This is a genomic window from Collinsella ihumii (assembly GCF_030385545.1).
Lineage (GTDB): Bacteria > Actinomycetota > Coriobacteriia > Coriobacteriales > Coriobacteriaceae > Collinsella > Collinsella ihumii.
Genome location: NZ_JAUEIQ010000003.1, coordinates 202,820 through 216,257 on the forward strand (window position 1 = coordinate 202,820; position 13,438 = coordinate 216,257).

The following is a 13,438-nucleotide window of genomic DNA, read 5'->3' on the forward strand; positions in this document are numbered from 1 at the left end:
GCCCCCTCATGCCGGAATGAACAAAGATGACCCCGTCCCGAACCGTTTCATGTTATCCGTTCAGCAGCGCCAGGATATCGTCGCGGCTGAGCGATGTCGAGCGCACGCCCTCGCCCGAAAGCAGGCCTTCGGCAAGCTCGCGCTTGGACTCCTGCATGGCGACGATGCGCTCCTCGATCGTGTCCGCACAGATAAGCTTGTAGACCGACACGTTGCGCTCCTGGCCGATACGATACGCGCGGTCGGTCGCCTGGTTTTGCGCCGCCAGGTTCCACCACGGGTCGTAGTGGATCACGACGTCCGCAGCCGTGAGGTTCAGGCCGACGCCGCCCGCGCGCAGCGAGATGAGAAAGACCGGCGCCTCGCCCGCTTGGAACCGCGCGACCAGACGGCGGCGCTCTTCCTTGCTGGTCGACCCCGTCAGAACAAAGCAGGGGACCTTCGCCTGCGCCAACCGGGTGGCGATGATGTCGAGCATCGAGGTGAACTGGGAGAACAGCAGCACCCGATGCCCGCCGTCGATGGCGCTCGACACCAGCTCGAGGCACATGTCCAGCTTGGCGCTGCCGCCCGCGTAGTCCTCGTAGGCAAGCGACGGGTCGCAGCAGATCTGGCGCAGGCGCGTGAGCTCGGAGAGCACCTGCAGCTTCTTTCTCCCGAACTCCGCCGGCAGCTCATGGGAGATCTGCCGCGCCAGACGGTCTTGATTCGCTTGGTAGAGCTTGAGCTGTTCACCGGCCATGCGCGCGACCAGGATGTTTTCGGTCTTTTGCGGAAGGTCGCACAGCACGTCGGTCTTGAGGCGACGCAGGATGAACGGAGCGACCAGGCAGCGCAGGCGCTCCGTCGCACGCTCGTCCCCGCCCTCGACCGGCCCCTCGTACACCTTGGAAAACGCATCGCGCGAGCCGAGCACACCGGGCATGAGGAAATCGAAGATGCTCCAGAGCTCGGCCGTTCGGTTCTCGATCGGCGTGCCCGTCAGCGCAAAGCGCACACGGGACGGCAGGCGCTTGGCGGCACGAGCGACCTGCGTCGCCGGATTCTTGATGTATTGGGCCTCATCGAGGATGACGCGGGCGAACGCCTCCTGCTCATACAGGTCGACATCGCGCCGCATCAGGTCGTACGAGGTCACCAACACATCGTGATCGCGCGCCGCGGCGATAAACTTGCGGCGCGCCGCCTTGGAGCCCAGCACCGCGATGACGTCGAGCGCCGGCGCGAACCGCTCGAGCTCGCTGGTCCAGTTGTACACCAGCGATGCGGGGCACACCACGAGCGTCGTGGCGCTATCGGCCTTATCCGCCGGAACATCCGCCTTCTCCCCCGCCTCCTTGCGCGCAAGGATATGGGCGATGACCTGCAGCGTCTTGCCGAGTCCCATGTCGTCGGCGAGAATCCCGCCGAAGCCGAAGCGCTCGAGCATCTCGAGCCAGCGGAAACCGTCCTGCTGATAGGGGCGCAGCACGCCGGAAAGGCTCGCCGGCACCTCGAAATCGGCGTCGGCGAACGTGTCGAAGTCGCGAATCAGGGCGCGGAACTCGTCGTTGCGCGACAGGCGCAGGCCCGGCGCGCGCCTGAGCAGACCGTCGACAAACAGCGCTCGGTTGACGGGCAGGTCGCTCACGCCCGCCGCGAGGTCGGTTGCGTCCACCCCCAGCCCGTCGGCAAGCTCGCCCACGGCCGCCACGCCTTCGCCCAGGCGCATGATGTCGCCGTTTTTGAGGCGCACGAACTTCTGCTTTCGCTTGTACGAGGCGAGATAGGCCACAAGATCGGGAGCCGACAGCCCGCTCGTGTTGACGGCGACGTCGAGCAGCCCGCTTGTCACCGTGGCGCGCACCGTCAGATTCGGGCTGTCCTGCACGTGGATGGACCGCAGGCGTTCCGAAAGAAGCACCTCGCCCAGCTCGTCGAGCTCATGCAGCCCCTCCGTCAGCAGGTTATAGAGCAGCTCGTCATCGTCTTCATCGAATCCGGGCAGGTCGCCGGCCTCGATGATGCCGCCCGGGAAGATCGCCTCGACCGCATCCATGACGCGGTATTCGGCGGCGCGGTCGCGAACGGGCTCGGCCGCGCGCACGGTCGATGCCGGCGGCACCCAGCGGATATGCGCGGCCTGACGCTGGGCCTCGCCATACAGCGACGCCTCCCAGGCACCATAGGCGACGGTTGCATCGCAGGTGATGCGGCCGTCATCCAGGCCCACCTTGAACGTGAAGATGGGCTCCGGGGGAACGAGCGCATCCAGCTCGGCCGGCGCCTCCAGATCCGTCGCAGCGCGCAGGGCGGGCAGGATGTCGCGGCAGAATGCCGGCAGATCGTGCTGGGCGACATGGAGCTCGATCTGACACGGCAGGATCTGCGTAAGAAACGCTCCCGCACGCTCCGCGTACTCTGGTGAACAGCGCCACGCATGCTCCTCGTCCAGCAGGTACATCCTGTCGCCCACCGCGAACGGAAAGACCGATTTGGGCGCCTTCAAGCTGCATCCGCCATCGGGCGCAAGCTCCAAACGCGTGTGGATCATCGGATCGCCCGGCTGCACACGAAGCGTGCGCGATGCTCCGCGCGACCCGTACGGGCCATCGTTCGGCTCAAACACGACCGTTGCGCCGTCGAGCAGGTCGAGCATCTCGATCAGGTCGGCTGCGGCCATCGGCAGCTCCTTGATCTCGGTGCCGCTCCCCGCCTCTTGGTACTTCCAGCGCGAAAGGAACAGCGCCCGCTGGCTCGCGGCGACACGCGATACGAGCTTCAGCAGCTCCCGGGCGCGCTCCGTGAACGCCTCGGGCGTATGCGCGAACGACAGGTTCTTGCCATAGGTCACCGTGGAGCCGCTGCGCCATGCATCCACGAGCGCAGAGATGTTCATGACGACATACGTGGCGCTTCCGCTGCGCACGCGCAGCTTGATGCACCAGGTCTGCTCGTTCGACGAATAGATGCTGTCGCGGGCAGGCAGGATGGTGGGCAGCAGCTCGACGGGAGCGGTTGCGCCGCGCGGCGCGCGTCCGAATTCCGATCGAGCACGCCGCGTCCCGGACATGAGGCGAGTCGACTGCTCGTTCAGCAGACGGACGATCTGAGGACTCGTCGGCACCTGTCGCGCTCGACGGGATGCGGGAGCGGAAGCTTTGCGCCCAAGGCGCGACGCGTAGGCGGGACCGACCCCGTTGCGGGCAAGATAATCGAGCACGAGGGCGATCTCATGCTTGCACATGCCGTCATAGTTCTCAGCCGCCGGACAGGTGCAGGAGTAGTCGAGCATATCCCCCGAGTCCGCATCGAGCTGGACATCGGTGCGGTAGCGCTCCCCATGGGAGCCCTCGACACGGCCGGTCAGCGAAACCGTCGACCCAAGCGATCCAGCTACCAGCTCGAACTTGCCAACCGCACCGCCTTTTGCCAGCTGCAACCCCCTGCCGTACGTCGACGACAGCGCGGCCTCCGCACGCAGACCCTCGACAATGCGATCGGCATCCATGGCACGCCCCCTTCCGGTTCGATCCCCACAAACTATACCCGACCGCGCGGACATGCACCTGGGCAAGGCCGTACCGCAACGCGGGTACAATAGGGCGATCGAACAATCGCAACGAACGGAGGCGCCGTGTACAAGGCAAAGCAGATGATCGTGATGCGCCGCGACCTGAAGATGCGCAAGGGCAAGATAGCGGCGCAGGCGGGCCACGCCTGCGTAGAGGCCGTGCTGCTGGCCCTCGTGCGCGATGAGCGCCTTGACGATATCCGCGTGTCGGGGGATGACTGGATCACGCTCACGCCGACACCCATCGCCCTGGAAGACGCCACGTTCGATGTCGAAACCGGCGTGATCAGCGCCGATGCTGCCCTATCTCCCCTCGAGGCATGGTTCTCCGAGGGAGTCGCCAAGGTCTGCGTGTACGTCGATTCGGAGGAAGAGCTTCTCGACCTGCACCGCCGCGCGCAAGAAGCCGGCTTCATCTCGGCGCTCGTGCGCGATGCCGGCTACACGGAGTTCCACGGGGAACCGACCTATACGTGCCTCGCGCTCGAACCGCTCTATCCGGAGCAGGTCGATCCGCTCACCGGGGAGCTGCCGCTGTACTGAGCGGGACCCGCGCGCGGGATGGGCAAAATCGGGCCCGTTCCAAAACCTCTCGTTGCCAAGTTTTCTTGGCAATGCCATACTGAGTTCTGACAAGAAAACTTGGCAATAATGGGAGACAGCATGGACCGGGAAGAGATCCTGTCCCACAGCCGCAAGGACAACCTGCTCCTCGACGAGCGCGACCGCCGCATCGCGGATCAGGCAAGCGTCTGGGGAGCAATCGGCATGGGGACCGTCCTTGTCGCCGTCTTCTTCATCCGAACCGCCAACACAGGCGGAGACCCCTATGACCTGCTCGCGATAGGCTTCGGCTATCTCGCGGCGGCGAATGCGTACAGATGGAGCGTCACCAGGGCGGGGAAAACCTTGCTGGTGGCAATCCTGTACGCCGTCGTCTCCCTGGGATGGTTGTGGCTCTACGCGACCGGAAACTGATGCGCCCATGAAAGAGTCATTGGTTCTGAAGAACCGCCTGAAGGAGGCGCGTGCCGAACGGGGGCTCTCGCAGACGCAGCTCGCCGAGATGGTAGGTGTATCCCGCAACACGATCAGCTCCATAGAGACGGGCCAGTTCAGCCCGACGGCAAAACTCGCCCTGGTCATCTGCATCGCTCTGGACAAGAAGTTCGAGGACCTGTTCTACTTCTGATTGTTACGGCCGGAGCGTCCTTGGAGGACACGTTGGACCGTTATGGCTGCGCTATCGTTCATTGCAACACCGCCGGGACTAGATCGAGCAGATCCACCGGCCAGCTCAGCGAGCTCCGCGTTGCTCCCCTGGAAGCATGTCAGAGCAATGCACGTAGGCGATGTGCGATGTGCCGCATGGCTGATTCCACGCCTCAATACATCCAGTTTATTGGATAGATTTACCAATAAACAGATATTCATCTAGATAGATGGATACAATTAAGATGTCTTCTTTGTTTATCTATTTGGTTGGACAGATTGGACTCGCCCATGACAAACCAGCCGATTATCGTCCCGCGCCCCCAGGCAACCGAATGGCTCCTCCGCTGGAAGGACCGTGACGTCATCAAAGTGGTGACCGGCCTGAGGCGCTGCGGTAAGTCAACCGCGCTCAAGCTGGCCCAGCAAGCCCTTGTCGAGTCCGGCGTGAACGAGGGGTCGATCGTCTCGATCGATCTTGAGCGCATGGGCTTTGCCGCCCCCACCACGCCACAGGAGCTCTATGATTACGCCGTCGCCCGCATCAGCTCCCCAAGCTGCTACGTGTTTATCGACGAGCCCCAGCGCATCAAGGGCTTCGAGCGAGCAATCGACGCGCTGTACGCACGCGAAGACTGCGACGTTTACATCACCGGCTCGAACTCCGATCTGCTCTCGAGCGAGCTTGCCACGCTGCTTACCGGCCGTTATGTTGAGTTCCGGCTCCTGCCGCTCTCGTTCGCGGAGTATCGTGACGCCCGTGCAGCCCTTGCGGACGGCGCGGACGATACCGAGCTGCTCAACCGCTATCTCTCGCTGGGGGGCATGCCGTACGCCTCCCTCCTGCCCACCGAGGACGTGTCTGAATACCTTGACGGCGTGCTCAACACCATCCTCGTCAAAGACGTGGCGACGCGGCACCCCCGCATCAGCATGCCAGTCCTGCGCGCGCTTCTCGCCTTTCTCGCCGATAACGTGGGAAATCGCTTCTCGCTTAAAACGATTGCGGACACGCTGACGGCCAACGGCTCAAAAGTCTCCCCGACCACCGTCGGCGGGTACCTCGACGCGCTCATGGAGTGCTACCTCGTCTTCAAGGCCGACCCCTATGATGCCAAGGGTCGGCGCCTGCTGCAGCAGGGGGGCAAATACTACCTCGGCGACCTGGGCTTCAGGCATCTGCTGCTCGGACGCGACGGCAGCGACCTCGGACACCGTGTGGAAAACGTCGTGTACCTAGAGCTGCTGCGGCGCTACCACACGGCGCGCGTGGGGCGCGTGGGAGATTTGGAGATCGACTTCGTTGCCGAGCGCGAGGGCAAGCCGCATTACTATCAGGTCGCGCTGTCCGTACTGGACGAGGCGACGCTGCGTCGCGAACTGCGTCCACTCGAGCTGCTGGGGGACGCCTACCCCAAGACGCTGCTCACCCTGGACCGCATCGGTGTGACGGACCATAACGGCATTGAGCAGCGCAACCTCGTTGATTGGCTGCTGGAATAGGTTGGGAAGGCGCTCCTCGGCAGCAACGCTGCGGCGCTCGTATAAGACGTGTTCCGGTGCAGACTCGTGAAACTTGAGACGTGAGCGAAGTTGAATGCACGGTCGGACTACGCGGCTGATCCGATCGGCGGCCGTCGGGTAGCGTGCCCGACGGCTGCCGAAGTCGTATACGTACATCCTGATGTATATCCAGGTCTATTGGAACGAAAAAAGCTCGGAGGTCATATGACCTCCGAGCTGCAAGTTCTTGGTCGCGGGGGCAGGATTTGAACCTACGACCTCCGGGTTATGAGTGCCCTTGAACGTAGAATTCCATGGCAGCAGAGGAAAATCTAGGTAGCATCTACCTGCGAAAATGGTAGCGGGAAGTAGTTCTAGGGAGCCTGTGGTAATCCGCGGTAGCCAATGCGTTGCCACAGAAATTGCCACAGGCTCTGCCACAACGACCAAGGACTACGACCATGCACAACGAAACCAACTACCAAGCCAGCACACGCGGACGGGTGCTCAGGATTGACGTCCGCGTGACGCAACGCGAGTATCAGCGCATCAAATCCCGCGCCCGCAAGGCGGGCATCGGCATGTCCGCCTATATGCGCTCCCGCGCGCTAAGCGACCCGAAAGGCGCGTTGACGATCAACGTTGACGCCGATGAGCTAAAGAAGGCCTATGCGGATCTCAAGCGCGCGGGCTCGAACATCAATGGTGCCATCATCCTGAACGGCGCCGCCATCGGTGAGGGCTGCATCGTGGGTGCGGGTGCCCTCGTCACGCAGGGCAAGCACATCCCGGCGGGAACGCTCGTCGTCGGCAGCCCGGCACGCACTGCCCGCGCCGTCACCCCCGAGGAGCGCGAGCACAACCTGGCAAACGCCCAGCTCTACGTAGAAGAGGCCCGCGCCCAGCTGTAAGGTGCGATTCCGGGGACGGTGCAAATTCGGGGACAGGTCCAAAACTTTCATTGTTAGGCTCCCTTGCTCCAAGCTTGAACCTACCGGCAATGAAAGTTTGGGACCTGTCCCCGAATTTGCACGGGCCTCGCCCCGGAGGGCTGCACCGCCCCCGAATTTGCATCCCAGAATATGTACCGCCCGGTCTCGGCGGAGGGCCGAGACCGGGCGGTTCGCGCATCGAATGCAGCGGCGATCCCTATGCGTTCGTCTTCTTGTTCTGGGCGAACTCCTCGCGCACGGCGTCCATGAGCTCGGGCGTGGTCACGAGGTCATAGGCGGTACCGGCAATCGCCTTGGCGCCGTAGATCACGGCGTTGTGCGCATCCTCGGTCTTGCCCGCGTCGATGAACTCCTGCGAGTGCGACGAGGTGCCCACCGGCACGAACGCCACGCGGATGCACGAACCCGGAACCTCGTACATGACGTTGCCGAAGTCGGTCGAGCCGGTCTTCTCACGCGGGGCGGACAGGCGCGGCGCACCCGCGAGCTTGGCGTTCTCCATCAGCAGCTCGTTCAGCTTGAGCACGGGAATCTTGTTATAGAAGTCGTGCTTGAGCTCGACGTCGTAATCGACGCCCGCAATGAGCGCGGCGCCCTTCACGATGTCCTTGAAGCGCGCGACGACGCCCTCGAGGTTCTCCTTCGAGAACGAACGCAGCGAGAACACGCCCTCCGCCTCGGCGGGAACCACGTTGGACGGCCCGGGCAGCTTGCTCACCGTGTAGTGCATGCGCGTGTCGTCGCTCACGTGCTCGCGCAAGAACTCGATGCCGTTGAAGGCCACGAGCAGCGCGTCGAAGGCGCTGCGTCCCTGGTCGGGGGCCAGCGCGGCATGCGCACGGTGGCCATGGAAGCGCGCCACGAAGGTCTGGTCGGCCAGGCAGCGCACATCGGTGCAGGTCGTGGGCGAGCCGTGCATCATGAGTGCCACGTCGATGTCGTGGAAGCAGCCGTTCTTGATCATGGTCGCCTTGGCGCCCTGCGTCTCCTCGGCAGGCGTGCCGTACACCACGAGCCTATAGGGCTGCGCGGCATCGGTCAGCGCGCGCTGGACCGCAAACGCGGCGCCTAGGATTGCGGGGCCCTGCATGTGGTGGCCGCAGCCGTGCCCCAGGCCGATCAGCGCGTCGTACTCGCACAGAAGGCCGATCGAAGGCCCGCCCTCGCCCACGGTGTAAACCGCGCGGAAGGCCGTCTCGAACCCGCCGATCCCGCGCTCCACAGTAAAGCCGTGGCGCTCGAGCTCGCCGGAAATCAGCGCGGAAGCCTCGTACTCCTTACCGTCGCACTCGGGGTTGTCGAAGATATGATCGGCCATGGCAACAAGGCCATCGCGCTGGTCGTCCACATACGAGAACAGCTCGTCTTTGGTGATAGCCATGTGAAACTCCTTTCCGATGTCAACGGTGAAAGTTTGGGACCTGTCCCCAAACTTTCATTACACGTAGCCGATGGCCTGGGCGATCACCATCATCACGCAGCTGACCGCAAGGATGATGAGATACAGCTTCCACATGAAGGCCATCCAGCGGTCGTACGGAATGTTGACCGCGCCGAGCATGCCCATGAGGGCCGTGGAGTGCGGCTGCACGTAGTTCGAGAAGCCGTCGGAGAAGTTAAACGCGAGGACGGTGGACTGGCGCGTGAGACCGAGCAGGTCGCCGAGCGGAGCGGTAATCGGGATGACGGCCGAGGCCATGCCGGAACCGGACACGATGACGAAGCTGACGAGCACGTTTGCCATAAACATGACCGGACCGATGAGGAAGGAAGGCGTGCCCTCCATGACGCCGGCCATGAAATGGATGACCGTGTCGGTGATGTTGCCGGCAGTCATGATCGAGGAGATGGACGTCGCCAGACCGATGACCATGGCGGCGGAGAGCATGCCCTTGCAGCCGGTCAGGAACTCGGAGGACAGCGACGAGGGGGTCTCGCCCGCAAGGAAGCCCTCGACGACAGCGAGCGCGAGGAACACCGCGGCGAGCTCGGGGGTATCCCAACCGAAGCTCACGCTGCCGACGACCATGGCGGCGAGCGCAGCCACGAGCGCGAGGATGATGAGCGTCTTGCGGAGCGTCATCGAGCCAAACGACTCGATGTCGAGGTGCTTGAACTCGTTGTCCTTATCGAGCTCGTACATGGGGCTCTTCGTGGGGTCCTTGCGGATCTTGTTCGCATAGTGCACGAGGTAGACGTTGACGACGACCAGGAACACCACGAGGTTGATGGCGCGGTACCACAGGCCGGAGTACGGCGCGAGGCCCGCGATCTCCTGCGCGATGAGGGTCGTCGACGGGTTGAACGTACCGGTGGAGAAGCCCACAGAGCCTCCGAGCAGGATGATTGCCACGCCCGTGATGGAGTCCAGGCCCATCGCCATCGCGATCATGACGACGATCGGCGCGAACGCGATGAACTGGTTGACGCCCTGCGTTGTGCAGATAAGCGCGAACACGGTGGTCATGATGGGAATGAACAGGAACAGGCGGTTCTGGAACGCCTTCGCGACCTTTGCGACGAGCGACTGGAGCGCACCGGACTTCGTGATGAAGATGAACGCGCCGCCCGAGAACATGATGAGCAGCATCAGGTCGATGCGGCTGCACATGGCGTCGACGATGTAGAGCGGGATGAGCAGCGGGTTGACCGGCGTCTGCTCGATATACGAGAATTGCTCGGGGTCGACCAGCATCTGGCCGCTCACGGGGTCCTCGTAGCGCACGTACTGACCGGCCGGGACGATCCACGTCAGCGCCGTGACCGCCAGGATGATGACGGTGATGATCACGAAGGTGTGCGGAACCTTGAATTTGCGCTTCTTGGTTTTGGCGCCACCCGAAGGCGTTGCCGCTGCCGCAGCTTTCTCGGTTGCAGCCATAATCCCTCCAATTTGTATACCGATTTACCTGCAGTTTCACGCTGCAGGCCCTTTCCCTTTGCGCCGAGACCGACGCGTGCATAAAAGCGTACTGAAATTGTGTGACAGGTATGTTTCCGCAGGCATATTAGGACATCATTTTCTGGCAATCGGTGACATGTCATCGGTTAACGCATCAAGACGTCCTAGCCCCGAGATTGACACAGCCGACAGTAAAACCACCGTGCTGCCCCACACGCACCATGAGACCATGAAAGTTAGGGGACAGGTCCCAAACTTTCACTCGGAGGCGCCCGTGAACCGCTACCGCGCCGTCATCTACGATATCGACGGCACCGGGCTGAACACGCTGAACATGAATATGTATCCCCTGATGCGCATCATCAAGGAGGAGACCGGCGAGGACTGGGCCTTCGAGCAGGTGCTGCGATTTGCCGCCTATCCGGGCATGAAGGTCATGGAGGAGCTCGGCGTGGCCGACCCGCAGGGCACCTACGCACGCTGGGTGCACTACGTCAACGAATACGAAGAAGGCGCCACGCTCTACGAGGGCTTCGATCGCGTGTTCGCGGCGCTGCAGGAGCGCGGTGTGGTGCAAGCCGTCGTGTCGGCAAAGACGCGGCGCCAGTACGAGCTGGACATGGCGGCGAAAGGCCTCGACCGCTACATGGCCGCCGCCGTGCTCGCCGATGACACCGACCGCCACAAGCCCGATCCGGCTCCCCTGCTCATGTGCGCAGACCAGCTGGACATCGCGCCGGGCGACGCCCTGTACGTTGGCGATGCGCGCTCCGATTACGAAGCGGCGCGCAATGCGGGCATGGATTTTGCCTATGCGACCTGGGGCAGCGTGTCAGCGGAGGGCATCGACAGCCCCACGTGGACGCTCGATACGCCGCTCGATATCGTGGGCGCCGTGTGCCCGGATGTGAGCGCATAGGGGGTCGGCGGCTGGCGGCGTAAGTCCGTCCGGCTCGCCCCGGGGCGTCTTAGGCCGCCTCGTCCAGATAGGTATCGAGGCGCACCTGCACGTTCTCCTGCAGGTTGCGGTAGAAGAACTGGTAGTCGTACAGGTGGTAGACGCCGTCCTCGAAGATGGAGAGGCCGGCCGGGTAGTCATCGGGCGTGACATCGGGCGCCTTGAGCGTGCCGCGGGCGTCATCGATGTAGGCGCCGGTGAGCTCGGGGATTTCGCTCGTGATGCTACCGCTGTAATCCGTGAAGCACGCACCCTCGTTTTCGCTGCTGTCGGCCGGGGTATCGTCGGTCTTCCAATTGAGCGGGTTGATGGCGAGGGTCTTTTCGCCCTCGGGCACGACCAGGGAATCGTCCGTGTCGGGCGACTCGCTGTTAAAGGACACGATCACGCCGGCGTCACTCTCGCCCTGCGCCATCTTGAGCTGCGGACGCTGCTCGACCTCGTCGGCCGTGACGCGCCAGCCGATGGCGTAGCAGGCGACGAGCTGCTCCTGCAGCACCGGGTCGTCGAACAGGTCTTTCATGAGGCGGATGCACAGGTCGGCGCCCTGCGAGAAACCGGCCAGGATGATAGGCCGGCCGTCGTTGTAGTGCGCCAGGTAGTGCTCGAAGGCGGCTTTGACGTCGGCGTAAGCGATCTTGAGATACGGCTCGCGCTCGGCCTCGGGCAGCTCGTAGACATTCAGGCCAATCTGCTGGTAGTACGGCGCGAAGAACCGGTTGTCCTCGGGAGTGCCGTCCTGGTCGTAGATGCCTTTCTCCATGTTGATGGCCCCGACGAAGCTCTCCTTGGTTTCCTCGTCGGCAAGCGACATGTTGCAGGCGTCGTCTGTACCGCCGTAGACGGAGGGACAGATGAAGAAGACGTCGGCGTTAGTGTCGGTTGCCGGAGCGTCCGTTTCGAGGTACGCCCAGCTCGCGGTTTGCGCGTAGTCGGTAGCGGCGGGGGCTGCGGGCGTCTCTGGCGACGCGGGGCCCACGGCCGACGCGGTTGCCGAGCCGGAGGCCTGCGGGTCGCTTTGCTCCTGCGCGCATCCGCAAAGAGCAAGCCCCAGGCAGAGGACGATTAGGGTCGATGCCAGACGACGAACATTCATGCACATATCCGTTTGGGCGACCACGGACCCCGCGATAGCAGGCCTGCAGCTGCCCCGCTCCTTTCGCGCGACAACACAGCAACAGCTGAACCGCTTCACAGGGTAGCGGATATGCCGCCGCGCGCGAAAACGTCGGCACGAATCGCGAGATTGGAGCGCGGATGGCCGCACGCAGGATTTACGCCGCTTCGGCCAGAGTGGCTCGCTCCTCCATGTAGGCCTCGGTGCGCACTGCCACGTTCTCCTGCAGGTTGCGGTAGAAGAACTGGAAGTCGAAGCGGTGGAACACGCCGTCCTGGAAGATGGATAGGCCTGGCGTGTACTCGTCGGACGTGACGTCGGTCACCTTGAGCGTGCCGCGGACTTCGTCGATGAAGCCGCCGGTGAGCTCGGAAATCTCCTCGGTGATCGCCCCGGTGCGGTCGGTGAAGCACGCTCCCTTGTTCTCGCTCCTGTCGGCCGGGGTGCTGTCCGTTTTCCAGTTGAGCGGGTTGATGGCGAATGTCTTCACACCCTCGGGCACAAGCAGCGAGCCGGTTGTTTCGGGCGACTCGCTGTTGAACGAGATGATCGTGCCCGTGTCGCTCTCGCTCTGCGCCATCTTGAGCTGCGGATATGCGTCGATGTCGTCCTGCGTTATGCGCCAGCCGATGGCGTAGCAGGCGACGAGCTGCTCCTGGAGCGCCGGATCGTCGAAATGCTCCTTCATAAGGCGCAGGAGTATATCGGCACCCTGCGAGAAGCCTGCCAAGATGAAGGGACGGCCGTCGTTGTAGTGCGCCAGGTAGTACTCGAAGGCTGCCTCGACATCCGCGTAGGCGATCTGGAGATACGGCTCGCGCTCGGCCTCGGGCATCTCGTACACCTGGAAGCTGATCTGCTGGTAGTACGGCGCGAAGAAGCGATTGTCGCTCTCGGCGGCGTCCTGATCGTAGACGCCCTTCTCCATGTTGACCGCGCCGAGGAAGCGGTCCTTGGTTTCCTCCTTGTCGAGCGGCATGTTGAGGGCACCGTCCTGAGCATCGTATGCCGAAGGACAAACGAAAAAGATGTCGACGTTGGCGTCGGTCGCAGGCGCATCGGTCTCGAGATACGCCCAGTTGGCGGACTGCGCGTAGTCGGCGACAGCAGAGGCGGCCGCCGTCGGCGATGGCTGCGCGGAACCCGCGCCGGGAGCAGTTGAGCCATCCGCTTGCGGGGCGCTCTGGGCGCGGGCGGATAGGAGCGCACCCATCCACACCGTGATGAAAGCCATGGCGAT

General features: G+C 63.3%; 11 protein-coding genes. 6 read left to right on the forward strand and 5 right to left on the reverse strand.

The window, feature by feature from the left end; all coding sequences use genetic code 11:
* Positions 1 to 52: 52 nt before the first annotated feature.
* A complete protein-coding gene (locus QVN30_RS04745; RefSeq protein ID WP_289835635.1) occupies positions 53 to 3,490 on the reverse strand; it encodes a DEAD/DEAH box helicase in 3,438 nt (1,145 codons plus the stop codon).
* A 144-nt stretch (positions 3,491 to 3,634) separates the two neighbouring features.
* Between QVN30_RS04745 and QVN30_RS04750 the strand changes: the two genes are divergently transcribed.
* From QVN30_RS04750 to QVN30_RS04770, 5 genes are all read left to right on the forward strand, one after another.
* Positions 3,635 to 4,096: an aminoacyl-tRNA hydrolase gene (locus QVN30_RS04750; protein ID WP_289835655.1), complete on the forward strand. Its 462-nt coding sequence runs from the start codon at positions 3,635 to 3,637 to the stop codon at positions 4,094 to 4,096.
* A gap of 120 nt (positions 4,097 to 4,216) precedes the next feature.
* A complete protein-coding gene (locus QVN30_RS04755; protein ID WP_289835636.1) occupies positions 4,217 to 4,531 on the forward strand; it encodes a DUF6442 family protein in 315 nt (104 codons plus the stop codon).
* A 7-nt stretch (positions 4,532 to 4,538) separates the two neighbouring features.
* On the forward strand, positions 4,539 to 4,745 hold the full coding sequence (locus QVN30_RS04760) for a helix-turn-helix transcriptional regulator (protein WP_204541386.1): 207 nt from the start codon (positions 4,539 to 4,541) through the stop codon (positions 4,743 to 4,745).
* 311 nt (positions 4,746 to 5,056) lie between these two features.
* Positions 5,057 to 6,268, forward strand: coding sequence for an ATP-binding protein (locus QVN30_RS04765; protein WP_289835637.1), 1,212 nt, complete (start codon positions 5,057 to 5,059; stop codon positions 6,266 to 6,268).
* A gap of 461 nt (positions 6,269 to 6,729) precedes the next feature.
* Positions 6,730 to 7,179 (forward strand): gamma carbonic anhydrase family protein, encoded by a 450-nt coding sequence (locus QVN30_RS04770; RefSeq protein ID WP_289835638.1) that lies wholly within the window; start codon positions 6,730 to 6,732, stop codon positions 7,177 to 7,179.
* Between the two features lie 238 nt (positions 7,180 to 7,417).
* Here the strand turns inward: QVN30_RS04770 and QVN30_RS04775 are convergent, their stop codons facing one another.
* Both QVN30_RS04775 and QVN30_RS04780 read right to left on the reverse strand, forming a co-directional pair.
* Positions 7,418 to 8,602, reverse strand: a complete 1,185-nt coding sequence (locus QVN30_RS04775; protein ID WP_289835639.1) for a M20 family metallopeptidase — start codon at positions 8,600 to 8,602, stop codon at positions 7,418 to 7,420.
* A 57-nt stretch (positions 8,603 to 8,659) separates the two neighbouring features.
* The gene (locus tag QVN30_RS04780) at positions 8,660 to 10,102 is read right to left on the reverse strand and encodes a YfcC family protein (protein ID WP_289835640.1); all 1,443 of its coding nucleotides are present in this window, start codon (positions 10,100 to 10,102) and stop codon (positions 8,660 to 8,662) included.
* A gap of 295 nt (positions 10,103 to 10,397) precedes the next feature.
* Between QVN30_RS04780 and QVN30_RS04785 the strand changes: the two genes are divergently transcribed.
* A complete protein-coding gene (locus tag QVN30_RS04785; protein ID WP_289835641.1) occupies positions 10,398 to 11,042 on the forward strand; it encodes an HAD family hydrolase in 645 nt (214 codons plus the stop codon).
* A gap of 49 nt (positions 11,043 to 11,091) precedes the next feature.
* Here QVN30_RS04785 and QVN30_RS04790 read toward each other — a convergent pair whose 3' ends face one another.
* Entirely contained in the window at positions 11,092 to 12,177 is a 1,086-nt protein-coding gene (locus QVN30_RS04790; protein ID WP_289835642.1) for a DUF3089 domain-containing protein, read from the reverse strand.
* 178 nt (positions 12,178 to 12,355) lie between these two features.
* Entirely contained in the window at positions 12,356 to 13,432 is a 1,077-nt protein-coding gene (locus QVN30_RS04795; RefSeq protein WP_289835643.1) for a DUF3089 domain-containing protein, read from the reverse strand.
* Positions 13,433 to 13,438: the final 6 nt, after the last annotated feature.